This is a genomic window from Pseudomonas sp. NPDC077649, assembly GCF_044542855.1.
Classification (GTDB): domain Bacteria; phylum Pseudomonadota; class Gammaproteobacteria; order Pseudomonadales; family Pseudomonadaceae; genus Aquipseudomonas.
Genome location: NZ_JBITVF010000007.1, coordinates 195769 through 210151, shown reverse-complemented (window position 1 = coordinate 210151; position 14383 = coordinate 195769). Strand labels below are relative to the sequence as shown.

Annotated in this window: 17 protein-coding genes and 1 pseudogene; 11 read left to right on the top strand and 7 right to left on the bottom strand. The window is 67.7% G+C overall.

Translation table 11 applies throughout. From position 1 onward, the window contains the following. Nucleotides 1-233 precede the first annotated feature (233 nt). A complete protein-coding gene (locus ACIGFL_RS20120; protein WP_397498335.1) occupies nucleotides 234-512 on the top strand; it encodes a hypothetical protein in 279 nt (92 codons plus the stop codon). Here the strand turns inward: ACIGFL_RS20120 and ACIGFL_RS20115 are convergent, their stop codons facing one another. Beyond that, nucleotides 513-1076 (bottom strand): antibiotic biosynthesis monooxygenase, encoded by a 564-nt coding sequence (locus ACIGFL_RS20115; protein ID WP_397498334.1) that lies wholly within the window; start codon nucleotides 1074-1076, stop codon nucleotides 513-515. Nucleotides 1077-1187: 111 nt separating this feature from the next. Then, the gene (locus ACIGFL_RS20110; RefSeq protein ID WP_122108755.1) at nucleotides 1188-1625 is read right to left on the bottom strand and encodes a thiol-disulfide oxidoreductase DCC family protein; all 438 of its coding nucleotides are present in this window, start codon (nucleotides 1623-1625) and stop codon (nucleotides 1188-1190) included. A gap of 90 nt (nucleotides 1626-1715) precedes the next feature. On the opposite strand from ACIGFL_RS20110, the gene ACIGFL_RS20105 reads away from it, so the two are divergent. Next, the gene (locus ACIGFL_RS20105) at nucleotides 1716-2669 is read left to right on the top strand and encodes a MerR family transcriptional regulator (protein ID WP_031303067.1); all 954 of its coding nucleotides are present in this window, start codon (nucleotides 1716-1718) and stop codon (nucleotides 2667-2669) included. Nucleotides 2670-2913: 244 nt separating this feature from the next. Here the strand turns inward: ACIGFL_RS20105 and ACIGFL_RS20100 are convergent, their stop codons facing one another. Both ACIGFL_RS20100 and ACIGFL_RS20095 read right to left on the bottom strand, forming a co-directional pair. Continuing rightward, a complete protein-coding gene (locus ACIGFL_RS20100; RefSeq protein WP_397498333.1) occupies nucleotides 2914-3528 on the bottom strand; it encodes a PilZ domain-containing protein in 615 nt (204 codons plus the stop codon). 65 nt (nucleotides 3529-3593) lie between these two features. Then, nucleotides 3594-4031, bottom strand: coding sequence for a PAS domain-containing protein (locus tag ACIGFL_RS20095; protein WP_397498332.1), 438 nt, complete (start codon nucleotides 4029-4031; stop codon nucleotides 3594-3596). Nucleotides 4032-4134: 103 nt separating this feature from the next. Between ACIGFL_RS20095 and ACIGFL_RS20090 the strand changes: the two genes are divergently transcribed. Continuing rightward, nucleotides 4135-4584 (top strand): flavodoxin, encoded by a 450-nt coding sequence (locus tag ACIGFL_RS20090; protein ID WP_397498331.1) that lies wholly within the window; start codon nucleotides 4135-4137, stop codon nucleotides 4582-4584. Between the two features lie 13 nt (nucleotides 4585-4597). Here the strand turns inward: ACIGFL_RS20090 and ACIGFL_RS20085 are convergent. Further along, nucleotides 4598-4795: pseudogene (locus ACIGFL_RS20085) on the bottom strand (LysR substrate-binding domain-containing protein); the annotation flags it as partial. Nucleotides 4796-5088: 293 nt separating this feature from the next. Between ACIGFL_RS20085 and ACIGFL_RS20080 the strand changes: the two are divergent. The 8 genes from ACIGFL_RS20080 (at nucleotide 5089) to ACIGFL_RS20045 (ending at nucleotide 10978) form a co-directional block, all read left to right on the top strand. After that, a complete protein-coding gene (locus ACIGFL_RS20080) occupies nucleotides 5089-5865 on the top strand; it encodes a class II aldolase/adducin family protein (protein ID WP_397498330.1) in 777 nt (258 codons plus the stop codon). After that, nucleotides 5862-6773, top strand: coding sequence for an alpha/beta fold hydrolase (locus tag ACIGFL_RS20075; protein WP_397498329.1), 912 nt, complete (start codon nucleotides 5862-5864; stop codon nucleotides 6771-6773). The genes ACIGFL_RS20080 and ACIGFL_RS20075 overlap by 4 nt, the downstream gene beginning before the upstream one ends. Next, nucleotides 6752-7282 carry a DUF1569 domain-containing protein gene (locus tag ACIGFL_RS20070; RefSeq protein ID WP_397498328.1) on the top strand — a complete coding sequence of 177 codons (531 nt, stop codon included), beginning with the start codon at nucleotides 6752-6754 and terminating at the stop codon, nucleotides 7280-7282. The genes ACIGFL_RS20075 and ACIGFL_RS20070 overlap by 22 nt, the downstream gene beginning before the upstream one ends. A gap of 109 nt (nucleotides 7283-7391) precedes the next feature. Then, nucleotides 7392-8303, top strand: coding sequence for an SDR family oxidoreductase (locus tag ACIGFL_RS20065; RefSeq protein WP_122108748.1), 912 nt, complete (start codon nucleotides 7392-7394; stop codon nucleotides 8301-8303). A 97-nt stretch (nucleotides 8304-8400) separates the two neighbouring features. Next, on the top strand, nucleotides 8401-9168 hold the full coding sequence (locus ACIGFL_RS20060; RefSeq protein WP_122108747.1) for a crotonase/enoyl-CoA hydratase family protein: 768 nt from the start codon (nucleotides 8401-8403) through the stop codon (nucleotides 9166-9168). Nucleotides 9169-9246: 78 nt separating this feature from the next. Continuing rightward, nucleotides 9247-9855, top strand: coding sequence for a DUF2846 domain-containing protein (locus ACIGFL_RS20055; RefSeq protein ID WP_397498327.1), 609 nt, complete (start codon nucleotides 9247-9249; stop codon nucleotides 9853-9855). 136 nt (nucleotides 9856-9991) lie between these two features. Further along, complete coding sequence (locus ACIGFL_RS20050) at nucleotides 9992-10576, top strand: DJ-1/PfpI family protein (protein WP_397498394.1); 585 nt, start codon at nucleotides 9992-9994, stop codon at nucleotides 10574-10576. Nucleotides 10577-10678: 102 nt separating this feature from the next. Beyond that, nucleotides 10679-10978 (top strand): ribbon-helix-helix domain-containing protein, encoded by a 300-nt coding sequence (locus tag ACIGFL_RS20045; protein ID WP_021442219.1) that lies wholly within the window; start codon nucleotides 10679-10681, stop codon nucleotides 10976-10978. Between the two features lie 231 nt (nucleotides 10979-11209). Here ACIGFL_RS20045 and ACIGFL_RS20040 read toward each other — a convergent pair whose 3' ends face one another. Beyond that, nucleotides 11210-12538, bottom strand: coding sequence for a beta-xylosidase (locus ACIGFL_RS20040; protein WP_397498326.1), 1329 nt, complete (start codon nucleotides 12536-12538; stop codon nucleotides 11210-11212). 225 nt (nucleotides 12539-12763) lie between these two features. Then, nucleotides 12764-14287 carry a fumarate hydratase gene (locus ACIGFL_RS20035; protein ID WP_397498325.1) on the bottom strand — a complete coding sequence of 508 codons (1524 nt, stop codon included), beginning with the start codon at nucleotides 14285-14287 and terminating at the stop codon, nucleotides 12764-12766. Between the last annotated feature and the right edge of the window lie 96 nt (nucleotides 14288-14383).

Below are 14383 nucleotides of genomic sequence, written 5' to 3'. Positions count from 1 at the left end.
GCGGCACCGCTTCGGGTTACCTGACCAGTAGGGAAACGGCACCGGCCGAACCTGGAGTAAAGCTATACCAGCTCGGCAGCTTGTACAACCATGCCGCGCCTGTGGTTTTTCAGGAAAAGCGCTTGTTTTCGCTATTTCATTGAGATTCAAGGGTTTTTAATTTTCTCTGGCCTGTAGAAAATTTGCTCTTTTCATGTACAAAAAACTTATCTCTGTATAGGTGTGAGGTGTGGATGAGCTGGCGTGAGTTGCGTGTGGCCTGGCGCGCGGGGAGCGTGCTGCGCATCGAGGTGCTGGTGCTGCGCGCGGCGGGTTACCGTGCGCGGGCGCTGTGTGCCGACGGGCGTCGCCATTGGCTGGGGCCGCCCAGCCTGGCGCTGGCGCCGCTGAAGCGGCGTCTGCGCCAGTGCGGGGTGGATGCTCTGTACCCGCTGCAGAGCGAGGCGCACGACGAAATCATCGCTCGACCGGCGTTGCGCCAGGCTCACGCCGGGTTGCGCCTGCCGCTCTGATCAGGGCTTGCCGGGTAGGCCCTGACGTCCGTCCAGGCGTCCGCTGTCGGCCAGCAGCCAGGGCGCCAGCAGGCGGCTAGCCAGGGGGATGAACAGGTAGGTCATCAGCGGGGTCAGGGCCAGGGTGCTCAGCAGCACCCGGACGACCAGCGAGAGGTCGTCCAGCGCCGGGCCGAACAGCAGGTTGAAGGCCAGCGAGACCGGGAAGAACGCCAGCCAGATGGCGATGCTCTGCTTCCAGCGCGGCGGCTGGCGGTGCGCGCTGCCGAACCAGGCGTCGAGGCCGACGGCGCGTTTTTCCTGGGGCTGGGCGAACAGCCCGCTGCCGCGCTGCAGCCAGGCCTGGCGCGAGGCGGAATGCTCCCAGGAGGCCATGGTCTGCTCGTCGCTGAAACGAAAGACGATCTGGAATTCGTCGTCGCCGGACGGCGGCGCCAGCACGCCGGAGCCGAGGTAGCCGGGGAAGTCGGTGGCCAGGTGTTCGCCTTCGCGCAGCCAGGCGATGAAGTCGTGATAGCGGCCGTGGGCGACGCGGCGCGCCACCATCAGGGTAACCGGGGACATCGTGTATCTCCTCGAAGCTGGCCCGTGGCCGGGGTGTGGCCTGGGGCGTACGCGGCGCGGGGTGATGCGCCGGGTAGGAATGCAGCAAGGATTATTCCGGTTTTGCGCCAATTAGCCAGCGTCGTGCGATGGCGGGCGTGGCGGCGTGCAGGCCGCGTTCTGCCGGCAGCGCCGCGCACCATCGGGGTGCGGCAGCCGCGCCAGGTGCGGGCGCAGACGGCAGAACAGCCGATAGCCCCACTCCAGCAGCGGGCGCAGCGCGCGCCAGCCCAGCGGCGCGACCCAGGCGCCGAGGCCGGCGGCCTGCCAGCTGGCCAGGCTGGCATCGAGCCCGACCAGCCAGCGGCCGTCGGCCCAGCGTGCATGCAGGCGGGCCTGCAGGGTCGACAGTGCCAGGCCCAGCGGCTGCGGGTCGAAGTCCGCGGCGGCGATATCCACCAGCCGCAGCCGTTCGCGGGCGGCATGGCGGCGCAGCAGGGCGATCTCGCGGGCGCAGAGCGGGCAGGCGCCGTCGTAGTAGAGGGTGAGTGGCCAGGTGGGATCGCGCATGGGGATGCCTTGTACAGGTTTTGTACAATGTAAGCGCGTCGGGGCCTGGGTTACAATGCCGGCACCTTTTCTGCCGCGATGCCCGAAGCCATGCCTGAACTCGCCGGTGCCCCTCTGCTCGCGTCCAGCGCCCTGAAACAGGAAGAGTTGTTTCCGATCCGTGAAGTCTCGCGCCTGACCGGCGTCAACCCGGTCACCCTGCGGGCCTGGGAGCGACGCTACGGATTGATCCAGCCGACCCGCACCGACAGCGGCCATCGCCTCTATTCGCAGGCCGACATCGAGGCGGTGCGCAGCATCCTGGCCTGGATCGAGCGCGGCGTGGCGGTGAGCAAGGTCGGCAAGATCCTGGCCAAGAGTGCCGGCGCCCGCAGCGCGGCGACGCCGGCCTACGAGGAAGTCAGCGCCGGCGAATGGAGCGAGTGGCAGGGGCAGGTCCGCCGCGCCCTCGGCGATTTCGACGAGCTGCGCCTGGAGCGCCTGTACGGCCAGATCTTCTCCTCCTACCCGCTGCCGGTGGTGTTCCAGGACATCCTCATGCCGGTGTGGCAGACCCTGCTGCTGCGCCAGGACGAGTTCGGCCAGTGCAGCGAATGGCTGCTGCTCGACAGCTTCCTGCGCGGACGTTGCCTGCAGCGCCTGCAACTGGGCCGCGGCAGCGTCGAGGAAAGGGTGCTGCTCGCCGCCTTGCCGGGGCATTGTCGCGAGCTGGAGCTGCTGGTCGCCGCGCTGCTGCTGGGCAGCCTCGATATCGGCGTCAGCGTGCTCGGCGTCGGCCAGCCGTTGGCCGAGCTGCCGCTGGTGTGCGAGAAGATGCAGCCGCAGGCGCTGGTGCTGTTCAGCAACCAGCCGCCCAGCGACGAGCTGCCGCGGCAGCTGTCGCGCCTGGCGCTGGCGCTGGACTGCCCGCTGTTGCTGGCCGGCGACAGCGCCGACCTGGCCGAGGAGAGCCTGGCCGGTTCGCCGATTGCTTGCCTGGGCAATGAAGGGCGGCTGATGCAGCGACGCCTGCAGCAGTTTCTCGCCGGTCACCTCGATACCTGATCCCCGTCCGCACGTGCCGCTTATCCCGTCTGCCGGGAGCCGGGCGCGTGAGCGTGCGCGAAAACGCTTGTCGGTGACGAAAATTAGTTGTACAAGAATTGTACATTGTGATCGTGTGTAGGGCTTACCGTCGCGACTCGCGGCCGCTGAGGCTGCACGGCGGAAGCTCGACCGACTGCGCAATCCGATAGCCAGCCCTCTCCTATCCCCTTCGGCTATCGGATTTTTTCTTCCGCGGCGGCGCTCAGGTGACCGGGTCGCTGCGCCGCTGGCGGTCGCTGTGCTGTTCGAAGAGGTATTGGCGCAGCGTCTGCTCGTCTTCGTCGTGCAGGGTTTGCAGGCTATAGGCGTAGCGGGCCTTGCCGATGCGCCGTACCAGGCGGGCGCGCAACTGCACGCGGCGCTGTTGCGGCAACAGCAGCTGCAGCAGCTGATCCTTGGCCGGGTTGCCGGGATTGTTGTGCTGCACCAGCATGCCGTTGTTCGACAGCTCCACGACCTGCAGGCCGCTGGGGCGCTCTCGTCGGTCCAGCAGGGGCAGCGGGGCGGTGAGGGACAGGCGCCATGGACGTTCGCTGACGCCTTGCTCGAAGATCAGCGGTGCGTCCAGCTCCAGGCGCGAACCGCTCTGGCCGTCCTGGATCAGGCGCAAGGGAAAACTCAGGTGCTGATTGTCGCTGTGGGTGTCCAGGCTGAGCTGTTCGTCGCTGCTCAACTGGTTGAGCAGCTCGCGCAATTGTGCGCCGATGGCCAGGCGCCGTGTTTGCGCTTCACTGGGGCGGCGTTTGCGGGGTTGTGGCGAGCTGAGTTGCTGGATGAAATCCAACTCGGCTTGGGTCAGCAGCGGGTCGCTTTGCATGGCGGATACTACCTAGAGTCCAGCACCTTCAGACCGCGTCCCGCAGCGAGAGTTGTGTGCGTTCGTCAGTTATCCAGGCGTGCCCTGAGTTCGGCCAGCTCCGCCTCCAGCGCTTTGACGCGCTGCTGGGCCTCGACCTGCTCGGTGACGTCCTTCTGGATACCTATATAGTAGGTCAGCTGGTCGCCTTCGTTGAAAACCGGGGTGATCGACAGCTCGTTCCAGAAGGCGCTGCCGTCCTTGCGGTAGTTGCGGATGATCTGCCGGCACGGCTGCTGCGTCTTGACCGCCTGGCGGATGGCGTCCAGGCCGGGTTGGTCGCGGTCGTCGCCCTGCAGGAAGCGGCAATCCTGGTAGAGGATGTCTTCGCTGGCGTAGCCGGTGAGGCGCTCGAAGGCCGGGTTGGCGTAGATCAGGATGTTGTCGTCACCCTCCTGCTCGGCCACCACGATGCCGTCGTTGGAGGCGTCGATTACCAGTTGCAGCAGTTTGGCGTTGATCATGGGCGCGGTTCCGCAGGGTATGTGCGCTGCATTCTAAAACATCGGGTCGGGCTGTCCACTTGCGGCATAATGCGCCGCCTTTGCCACTGTTTCAGGAGTTGTCATGAAAGTCGCCATCCTCTCGGGGTCGGTCTACGGCACCGCCGAAGAAGTTGCCCGCCACGCCGAGCGCCTGCTCCAGGCCGCCGGGCTGGAGGCTTGGCACAAGCCGAACCTGAGCCTGGAAGAGCTGCTGGCCTTCGGCCCCGAGGCCTTTCTCACCGTGACCTCCACCACCGGCATGGGCGAGCTGCCGGACAACTTGCTGCCGCTGTACGGCGCCATTCGCGATCACCTGCCGGCCTGGCAGGGGCTACCCGGCGCGGTGCTGGCGCTGGGCGATTCCAGCTACGACAGCTTCTGCGGCGGCGGTGAGCTGGTGCGCGAGCTGTACGCCGAGCTGGGTCTGCGCGAAGTGGTGGAGATGCTGCGCCTGGACGCCAGCGAGACGGTCACCCCGGAACGCGACGCCGAGCCCTGGTTGCAGGCCTTCGCCGCCGCGCTGCAGGGCTGACCCCGCAGGCGGCCTACGGCGCCGGGGACTCGTCCAGCAGCTCCAGCCAGGCCTGCGCCGCGCGTGACAGGTAGGCGTCGCGCCGCCAGATAAAGGCGATATCCCAGCGCAGATCCGACTCCAGCAATGGCCGGCGCACCACGCCCCGCCGTTCCAGCGCGGCGAGAAAGTTCGCCTGGCCGCTGCGGCCGCCTTCCTGCGGGGGCAGGCCGCGCCGCTGCTGATCGCCCTGCTTTAAGGCCCCTTTGTCGATGATTGGCCGTGGAAGCGGCTTCAGCCGTGACATTCGCGGATAAATCCGCTCCTGCAAAACCGCGTGCCCTGTCGACGCAGAATGGAGCATGGCCTTCCATAAGAGCGGCGAATGACGCCTTATCGCAGCCCGTACGCTCGAGTCATTGACCCGCAGGGTCAGCAGCTTGGCTGCCAGGGCAACTATCGCAGGGCCCATGCGCGGCTAGACTGCGGACACCGCCGAACCACAACAAGATCGAGGTGACCGCCGTGAACGCTCCGCTGAATCTGCCCGACGTGAAGAACCAGGTATCCGCCGCCGAATGGCAGACCCGCGTCGACCTGGCCGCCTGCTACCGACTGATCGCCCTGTACGGCTGGGACGACCTGATCTTCACCCACATCTCGGCCAAGGTGCCGGGCACCGAGGACTTCCTGATCAACCCCTACGGCCTGATGTTCGACGAGATCAGCGCCTCCAGCCTGGTCAAGGTCGACCTGGCCGGCAACAAGCTGATGGACAGCCCCTTCGACATCAACCCGGCCGGCTACACCATCCACAGCGCCGTGCACGAGGTGCGCCACGACGTCGGCTGCGTGCTGCATATCCATACCGCCGCCGGCATCGCCGTGTCGGCGCAGCAGCAGGGCCTGCTGCCGCTGTCGCAGCAGTCGCTGTTCGTCCTTTCCAGCCTGGCCTACCACGGCTACGAGGGCGTGGCGCTGAACCATGACGAGAAGGCGCGGCTGCAGGCCGACCTGGGCGAGAAGAACTTCATGATCCTGCCCAACCACGGCCTGCTCACCGCCTTCGGCAGCATCGCCGACGCCTTCCTCGGCATGTTCACCCTGCAGCGCGCCTGCGAGATCCAGGTCATGGCGCAGAGCGGTGGCGGCGAGCTGATCCATATCCCGCAGCAGATTCTCGACGGCGCCCGGGCGATGCTCGCCGGGGTGATGAAGAGCTCGCAGGGCATGGGCGGCGCGCTGCCCTGGCCGGCGCTGCTGCGCAAGCTCGACCGCTGCAACCCGGGCTACGCGCAGTGACGGCGTTGCCCGGCATCGCCCTGGACGCCTGGCGCGCCCAGGGGCAGGAGCTGCGTTTCGGCCCGCACGCGATTCGCTACTGGACGGCGGGCGAAGCGGCAGCCGAGCCGCTGCTGCTGATCCACGGGTTTCCCACCGCCAGCTGGGACTGGCACCGCCTGTGGCAGCCGCTGGCGCGCCAGTACCGGCTGATCGCCTGCGACATGCTCGGCTTCGGCTACTCGGCCAAGCCGCGCGGCCATGCCTACAGCCTGCTGGAGCAGGCCGACCTGCAGCAGGCGCTGCTGGCCCACCTGGGCGAGACGCGCCCGCTGCATGTGCTGGCCCACGACTACGGCGACAGCGTGGCCCAGGAGCTGCTGGCCCGCCATCAGGACGGATGCATCCAGTTGGCCAGCTGCGTGTTCCTCAACGGTGGCCTGTTTCCCGAGACCCACTATCCGGTGCTGACCCAGAAACTGCTGCTCGGCCCGCTGGGGCCGCTGCTCGGCCGGTTGTTCTCGCGGCGCACCCTGGCGCAGAACTTCGCCAAGGTGTTCGGCCCGCATACGCCGCCCAGCGAGGCCGAGCTGGACGCCTTCTGGGCGCTGATCGCACATAACGACGGGCCCAAGGTGATGCACCGGCTGATCCGCTACATCCTCGATCGCCGCGCCAGCCGCGCACGCTGGGTGGCGGCCATGCAGGAAACCACGGTGCCCATGCGGGTGATCGACGGTGCGGTCGATCCGATCTCCGGCGCGCATATGGTGGCGCGCTACCGCGAGCTGATCGAGCAGCCCGACACGGTGCTGCTCGACGGCATCGGCCACTACCCGCAAACCGAGGCGCCGGAGCTGGTGCTCGCCCATTACCTCGAGTTTCGCCAGCGGCTGGAGACCGCAGCATGCAGCGCCGCACCCTGTTGAAAGGCGCCGCCGCCAGCGGCGTGGCGGCCCTCAGCGCTGGTTTCTGGGCGCTGCCCGGCGGCCCGGCGCCGGCTGCCGTCGAGCTGGCGGCGGCGCAGCGCCTGCTGGCCGAGCTGGCCGGCCGGCCACTGGTCAGCCTGCAGGGCTGGAGCCCGAGCGAGGTATTCAACCACTGCGCGCAGAGCATCGAGTATTCCCTGGACGGTTTTCCGCAGCTCAAACCTGCCTGGTTTCGCCACAGCCTCGGCCCGGCCGCCTTCGCCCTGTTCAGCGCCCGTGGCGGCATGCGCCATCCGCTGACCGAGGCGATTCCCGGCGCCGCGCCACTGGCCGAGCCGGCGAGCCAGGCGGCTGCCCTGCAGCGTCTGCAGGCCGCCTTCGAGCGCTTCGCCGCGCACACTGGCGCCCTGCAGCCGCATTTCGCCTACGGCGCGCTGAGCCACGCCGAGTACGCCCAGGCCCATGTGCTGCACCTGTACGACCATCTGCGCCTGATCCGTCCGGCCTGACCATCCCGGCGCCTTATCGCGCACCATTCAGCGTCAGGCCGGTTCGTTGTGAGCGCAGCGGCCCTGCGTGACACTCGCTGCCATTGCCCACTGCCGAGGAGTTTCTGCCATGAGTGAAGCGGTTCGTTTCGAGGATCAGGTCGTCATCGTCACCGGCGCCGGCGGCGGTCTGGGCCGCGCCCACGCGCTGCTGTTCGCCCGCCATGGCGCCAAGGTGGTGGTCAACGACCTCGGCGGCAGCACCCACGGCGAGGGCGCCAATGCCTCGGCGGCGGACAAGGTGGTGGAAGAGATCAGGGCCTTCGGCGGCGATGCCGTAGCCAACCACGACTCGGTGACCGACGGCGACAAGATAGTGCAGACCGCGCTGGATCACTTCGGCCGCATCGACGTGCTGGTCAACAACGCCGGCATCCTGCGCGACAAGAGCTTCCACAAGATGGAGGACGCCGACTGGGAGCTGGTCTACAAGGTCCATGTCGAAGGCGCCTACAAGACCACCCACGCCGCCTGGCCGCACCTGCGCGAGCAGAACTACGGGCGGGTGATCTTCACCTCGTCCACCTCCGGCATCTACGGCAACTTCGGCCAGAGCAACTACGGCATGGCCAAGCTCGGCCTCTACGGCCTGACCCGCACCCTGGCCATCGAGGGGCGCAAGAACAACATCCTGGTCAACGCCATCGCCCCCACCGGCGCCACCCGCATGACCGAGGGGCTGATTCCGCCGCAGGTGTTCGAGCAGCTCAAACCCGAGCTGGTCAGCCCGCTGGTGGTCTACCTCGGCAGCGCCGCCTGCCAGGACAGCGGCGGCCTGTTCGAGGTCGGCGGCGGTTGGGTCGGCAAGGTGCGCTGGGAGCGCAGCCTGGGCGCCGGCTTCGACCCCAAGGCCGGCTTCAGCCCGGACGACGTGGCCGCGCAGTGGCAGCGCATCTGCGACTTCGAGGGCGCCGCGCACCCGGCCGACAACGTCGAGGCGCTCCGGGAAATGATGGCGAATCTGCACAAGTACGCCCTCTGATCGGCCAGCCGGGCTGACGCGCCCGCGCAGGCGGATTAGGCTCGAAGGCCGGCAGCGATGCCGGCCTTTTTTCGTTCAGCCAGCGGAGTGCAGCTTAATGTCGGTGATAGTCGAGAAGAACGGCCCGGTGACCACCCTGAGCATCGACCGGCCGCAGGCGCGCAACGCCGTCGACCGCCCCACGGCCGAGGCGCTGGCCGCGGCCTTGCGCGCCTTCGAGGCGGACGATGAAGCGCGCGTGGCGGTGCTGACCGGCAGCGGCGGCACCTTCTGCGCCGGCGCCGACCTGGCGGCGGTGGCCGAGGGCGGCGAGCGTGCCAATCGCCTGGACGAGCAGGGCGATGCGCCCATGGGGCCGAGTCGCATGCAGCTCGGCAAACCGCTGATCGCCGCCATCGAGGGCCATGCCGTGGCCGGCGGCCTGGAGCTGGCGCTGCTCGCCGACCTGCGGGTGATGGCGCAGGATGCGCTGCTCGGGGTGTTCTGCAGGCGCTTCGGCGTGCCGCTGATCGACGGCGGCACGGTGCGCCTGCCGCGTATCGTCGGCCAGGGCCGGGCGCTGGACCTGATCCTGAGCGGCCGCCCGGTGGCGGCGGACGAGGCGCTGCAGATGGGCCTGGTCAACCGCGTGGTGGCCCCCGGTCAGGCGCTGGCGGCGGCGCAGCAGTTGGCGGCGCAGCTCGCCGCCTTCCCCCAGCGCTGCCTGCTGGCCGACCGCGCCAGTGTCTATGCGCAGTGGGACCTGCCGCTGAACGAGGCGCTGGCCGGCGAATTCCGCGGCGGCCTGGCGGTGGTGGCCAGCGGCGAGACGGCGGAGGGCGCGCGGCGCTTTCGCGACGGCAAGGGGCGCCACGGCGCCTTCTGAACGGGCCGCACTTTTGTCGGGTGTTGCCCGTGCGCGGGCCGGCTAAGCTGCGTGCATGCCCCTCACAAGGAATGCTCGATGCGCCGCCTGCTGCTGCCCTTGCTCGCCGTCCTGCTGGTCGGCTGCTCGACCCCCGGCGCCTTCTTCGGCGACCTGGACGGCGAAGCCTTCGCCCCCCACGCGCTGAGCGACGAGAATCACTCCCTGGTCTATCTGTACCGCCCGCGCAACGACTGGGCCGATCAGGAGCTGGAGGCGCCGGGGCTGTTTCTCGACAACCAGATGATCGGCAGCCTGCCGAGCAACGGCTACCTGGTGCTGGAGTTCGAGGCGGCCAACCATCGACTGGAAATGCGTCGGCCGCTGGCCGGCAGCTTCTGGACCCTGCTGGCCGACGGGCCGCTGGACTTCACCCTGATCTCCAGCTTCAGCCTGGATGCCGCCGTGGGCGGCACCTACTACCTGCGCTACGACGAGGACGGCCCGCCGCCGCACAGCGGCGCCCTGGACGGCGGTGGCGATGGCCCGCTGCAGCTGGTGTCGGCCGAGCTGGCCGAGCGCGAACTGGGCGCCACCCGCCTGGTGCAGCCGCCGGCTCGCATCGCTGCCCATCACCAGCAGGGGGAGCGCCCGCAGCGCGGCTTCTGGCGCTCGGTCGGCCAGGCGCTGGACAAGATCGGCATCTGATTTGGCGGCGCCGCGCGTACCAACCCGCGGCAACGACCATCGGCCTGCACGGGCGCACGGGAGTAGTACCGGGCTGTTACCTGTCGGAGCAAGTAGGGGCGAATAATGGCTCCGTTGCATCCACCCCCAGGAGACGATCATGGCTGCCAAGAAGATTCTGATGCTGGTCGGCGACTACGCCGAAGACTACGAAACCATGGTGCCCTTCCAGGCCCTGCAGATGGTCGGTCACAGCGTGCATGCGGTGTGTCCGGACAAGGTCGCCGGGCAGACCGTGCGCACCGCCATCCACGACTTCGAGGGCGACCAGACCTACAGCGAGAAGCCGGGGCACAACTTCGCCCTCAATTTCGACTTCGCCAAGGTCAAGGCCGAGGATTACGACGCGCTGCTGATTCCCGGCGGCCGTGCCCCGGAATACCTGCGCCTGAATGGCGAAGTGTTGGCGCTGGTAAAAGCCTTCGCCAAGGCCGACAAGCCGATCGCCGCGGTCTGTCACGGCGCCCAGCTGCTGGCCGCCGCCGGCGTGCTGGAGGGCCGCGAATGCAGCGCCTACCCGGCCTGCGCGCCGGAAGTGACGCTGGCCGGCGGCCGCTACGTGGATATCCCGGTGGATCAGGCTCACGTGCAGGGCAACCTGGCCACCGCGCCGGCCTGGCCCGCGCATCCGGCCTGGCTGGCCGGCTTCCTCAAGCTGCTCGGCACCGAGATTCGCCTGTAGTCGAGCCGTAGCCCGGACGCCATCCGCGGCGCATCATTGCCGATATTCCCCGGATTGCATCCGGGCTACGACGCTGCCACAAGTTTCCAGGAGGCGACGCTCATGTGCGAACTCTATGTAAAGGCCGACCCCATCCTCTACGAATCGCGCTCGCGTTCGCTGCGCATCCACGGCGTGGTGACCACCTTGCGCCTGGAGAACCAGTTCTGGGACATCCTGCGCGAGATCGCCGAAGTCGACGGCATGACCACCAACCAGCTGATCGCCAAGCTCTACGACGAGGTCATGGACTTTCGCGGCGAGGTGGTCAACTTCGCCTCCTTCCTACGCGTCAGCTGCACCCGCTACCTGGCGCAGAAGGCCGGGCGCGCGGTGCCGCTGCGGGTGGTCGGCGCCGGTTGAATCACTGGTACATCCAGAAGTTCGGATGCTCCGGCACGGCCGGCGCTGCCGGCTTCGGGGCCGGGCGGGTTTGCTGGAAGAGGCGTTTGAGCATGGTCATGGTGGGGATCCCTGAGTGATATGGCTGACAGGGATGCATGATCGGGCACTGCTCGACATTGATGAATTCGATTGTGGCTATGGCATCCATAACATAATGGCTATGGATGCCCGGTTGCCGCCTGCGCGCGTCTAGAGCACCAGCATCTGCAGTTCGCGGGTCACGTTGACGTTGATGCCGCCACCGCTGCTGCGCAGCGTCTGGCTGGTGCCGCGCAGCGGGTTGTGCAGGGTGCCGCTGCCGCTTCGTTGCAGGCGCACCGTACCGGCCTGCTGGGCCCAGAACAGCCAGAGCCAGCGGCCGTCGGCGCGTTGCCAGGCGATGCTGAGCATGCCCGTCGGGGCGTCGGCGAAGGCCGGCGGAGTCAGTGGTGTCAGGCTCGGGCCGGCGATCTGCAGAAAGCGTTTGAGCGCCAGGTAGGCGGGTTTTTCGCTGCCGTCCAGGCGCAGCAGGCCGTAGAAGCGGTCGCGCGGCGTGGCGCGGGCGTCCAGGTCGCTGAGGGTGAAGAGGAACACCTTGTCGAAGTCCATTGCGCTCATCAGCGCCAGGCGCCGCAGCAGGTAGTCGGCCTGGCCCTGTTCGCCGATGATCGGCTGCAGCTCCACCGGCCCGGCGTAGCTCGACCAGCCGAACTCGGTGGCCCAGATCGGCCCGCTGCCGAGCAGGCGCAGATGCTGGTTGAGGGTGCCGGCGTTGAGCAGGAAGTCGCCGGCACCGGGCACGTCGCCCTCTGGTTCCTGCGAGTAGGGGTGATAGGCGGTGACCCGGTTCGGCTTGAGGCTACCGAGGTGCATCAGCGCCTCGAGCATCAGCCCGCCGCGTACCGGCATCTGGCTGTAGTAGGCGTGGCCGCCCATCACCTGGGTGGCCTGCGGACGTACCGCGCCGAGGGCATCGAGGCTGCTTTCCAGCAACTGGCGATAGTGCAGCGGGTCTTCCGCCGGCTGCCAGAACGGCGGGATGTTCTGTTCGTTCCACACCTGCCAGGCCTCGACCTGCGGATAGCGCCCGGCCAGGTGGGCCAGGCTGCTGGCGAACAGCTGCGGGTTGCTCGGCGGGTACTGGTCGACATTGCTCGCCCCGGCCGGCGCCGAGCTGGCGAAGGCGGGCGAACCGACCAGGTACATCAGCGGTTTGAGCTGCTCCTCGTGCATCACCTGGATCAGCCGGTCGAGCTCGTCCAGCCGCCATTGACCGGGGCTCGGCTCCAGCAGCATCCAGTGCAGGCCGAGGCGCACCCACTGCAGGTTGAGCGCCTTGAGCTTGGCGATCTGCTGGCGATAGGCGCTTTCCGAGAACCAGTGCAGCTGCGCGTTGAGGCCGAGAAAGTCTGCCCAGACCAGCGGCCGCGGCGCTTTCAGCGAGTGCGACGGGGCGGCCAGGGCCAGTTGGCTGCTCAGCAGCAGGGTGGCAAGGCCAGCCAGCAGCGGCCGGCGAAGAAAACTGACGAAACTGGACATGGCGCTCTCCCTGCGGCGGAACTCTGAGAGTTGCAGCATAGGGCTTTTATAGCGCGCGAACCGCTCTAGGACGGGGCGGAAGACGAAGGGCGCGAGAAATGCGACTGACGGTTTAGTGGCATTTTGCCGAGCCAAAATACCGTCGCTGCGGATGCGCACTTAGCGCTGTCGGGGCCAGAAACGACAAACCCGGCACGCGGCCGGGTCTGTCATCTGCGTTGGCGCTTACTTCACTTCCACCGCCAGGCTTTCGGCGATCTTCTTGTTCCAGATCGCCGGGCCGGTGATATGTACCGACTCGCCCTGGGTGTCGACCGCCACGGTCACCGGCATGTCCTTGACCTCGAACTCGTAGATCGCCTCCATGCCCAGTTCGGGGAAGGCCAGCACCTGCGACTTCTTGATCGCCTGAGCGACCAGGTAGGCGGCGCCGCCGACGGCCATCAGGTACACGGCCTTGTTGTCGCGGATCGCATCGATGGCGATCGGACCGCGCTCGGACTTGCCGATCATGCCCAGCAGGCCGGTCTGCTCGAGGATCTGCCGGGTGAACTTGTCCATGCGCGTGGCGGTGGTGGGGCCGGCCGGGCCGACCACTTCGTCACGCACCGGATCGACCGGGCCGACGTAGTAGATGAAGCGGCCCTTGAGGTCCACCGGCAGTTCTTCGCCCTTGTTGAGCATGTCGACCATGCGCTTGTGCGCGGCGTCGCGGCCGGTGAGCATCTTGCCGTTGAGCAGCACGGTCTCGCCCGGCTGCCAGCTCTGCACCTCTTCCGGGGTCAGGGTATCGAGGTTGACCCGGCGCGCGCTCGGGCCGGCTTCCCAGACGATTTCCGGGTAGGCGGACAGGTCCGGCGCTTCCAGCTCGGCCGGGCCGCTGCCGTCCAGCACGAAGTGGGCGTGACGGGTGGCGGCGCAGTTGGGGATCATGCATACCGGCAAGGACGCGGCATGGGTCGGGTAGTCCATGATCTTGACGTCGAGCACGGTGGTCAGGCCGCCCAGGCCCTGGGCGCCGATGCCCAGCTGGTTGACCTTGTCGAACAGCTCCAGGCGCAGCTCCTCGATGCGGTTCTGCGGGCCGCGGGCCTTCAGCTCGTGGATGTCGATGTGCTCCATTAGCACTTCCTTGGCCATCACCGCGGCCTTCTCGGCGGTACCGCCGATGCCGATGCCGAGCATGCCCGGCGGGCACCAGCCGGCGCCCATGGTCGGTACGGTCTTGAGCACCCAGTCGACGATCGAGTCGGACGGGTTGAGCATGGCCATCTTCGACTTGTTCTCCGAGCCGCCGCCCTTGGCCGCGACGTCCACTTCCACCTTGTCGCCGGGGACGATGGAGTAGTGGATCACCGCCGGGGTGTTGTCCTTGGTGTTCTTGCGGGCACCTGCCGGGTCGGCCAGGATCGAGGCGCGCAGGACGTTCTCCGGCAGGTTGTAGGCGCGGCGCACGCCCTCGTTGATCATGTCGTCGACGCTCATGGTGGCGCCGTCCCAGCGCACGTCCATGCCGACCTTGATGAACACGGTGACGATGCCGGTGTCCTGGCAGATTGGACGGTGGCCGGTGGCGCACATCCGCGAGTTGATCAGGATCTGCGCCATGGAATCCTTGGCGGCCGGCGACTCTTCCTTCAGGTAGGCCTCGTGCATGGCCTGGATGAAGTCGACGGGGTGGTAATAGGAGATGAACTGCAGGGCGTCGGCGACGCTCTGGATCAGGTCGTCCTGCTTGATCACGGTCATGGGGGCGCTCCTCTATCAGGGAACATCTATAAGGAAGCGCCGAATCATGACCCGGCGCAACGGCGAAAAATGGTCGGGAACGGTATTTCACCTCGC

What these genes read in the sequence shown, in the direction of transcription:
- ACIGFL_RS20120 (WP_397498335.1), top strand. Translation starts at nt 234, where the DNA reads ATGAGCTGGCGTGAGTTGCGTGTGGCCTGGCGCGCGGGGAGCGTGCTG.
- ACIGFL_RS20115 (WP_397498334.1), bottom strand. Translation starts at nt 1,076, where the DNA reads ATGTCCCCGGTTACCCTGATGGTGGCGCGCCGCGTCGCCCACGGCCGC.
- ACIGFL_RS20110 (WP_122108755.1), bottom strand. Translation starts at nt 1,625, where the DNA reads ATGCGCGATCCCACCTGGCCACTCACCCTCTACTACGACGGCGCCTGC.
- ACIGFL_RS20105 (WP_031303067.1), top strand. Translation starts at nt 1,716, where the DNA reads ATGCCTGAACTCGCCGGTGCCCCTCTGCTCGCGTCCAGCGCCCTGAAA.
- ACIGFL_RS20100 (WP_397498333.1), bottom strand. Translation starts at nt 3,528, where the DNA reads ATGCAAAGCGACCCGCTGCTGACCCAAGCCGAGTTGGATTTCATCCAG.
- ACIGFL_RS20095 (WP_397498332.1), bottom strand. Translation starts at nt 4,031, where the DNA reads ATGATCAACGCCAAACTGCTGCAACTGGTAATCGACGCCTCCAACGAC.
- ACIGFL_RS20090 (WP_397498331.1), top strand. Translation starts at nt 4,135, where the DNA reads ATGAAAGTCGCCATCCTCTCGGGGTCGGTCTACGGCACCGCCGAAGAA.
- ACIGFL_RS20070 (WP_397498328.1), top strand. Translation starts at nt 6,752, where the DNA reads ATGCAGCGCCGCACCCTGTTGAAAGGCGCCGCCGCCAGCGGCGTGGCG.
- ACIGFL_RS20065 (WP_122108748.1), top strand. Translation starts at nt 7,392, where the DNA reads ATGAGTGAAGCGGTTCGTTTCGAGGATCAGGTCGTCATCGTCACCGGC.
- ACIGFL_RS20060 (WP_122108747.1), top strand. Translation starts at nt 8,401, where the DNA reads ATGTCGGTGATAGTCGAGAAGAACGGCCCGGTGACCACCCTGAGCATC.
- ACIGFL_RS20055 (WP_397498327.1), top strand. Translation starts at nt 9,247, where the DNA reads ATGCGCCGCCTGCTGCTGCCCTTGCTCGCCGTCCTGCTGGTCGGCTGC.
- ACIGFL_RS20045 (WP_021442219.1), top strand. Translation starts at nt 10,679, where the DNA reads ATGTGCGAACTCTATGTAAAGGCCGACCCCATCCTCTACGAATCGCGC.
- ACIGFL_RS20040 (WP_397498326.1), bottom strand. Translation starts at nt 12,538, where the DNA reads ATGTCCAGTTTCGTCAGTTTTCTTCGCCGGCCGCTGCTGGCTGGCCTT.
- ACIGFL_RS20035 (WP_397498325.1), bottom strand. Translation starts at nt 14,287, where the DNA reads ATGACCGTGATCAAGCAGGACGACCTGATCCAGAGCGTCGCCGACGCC.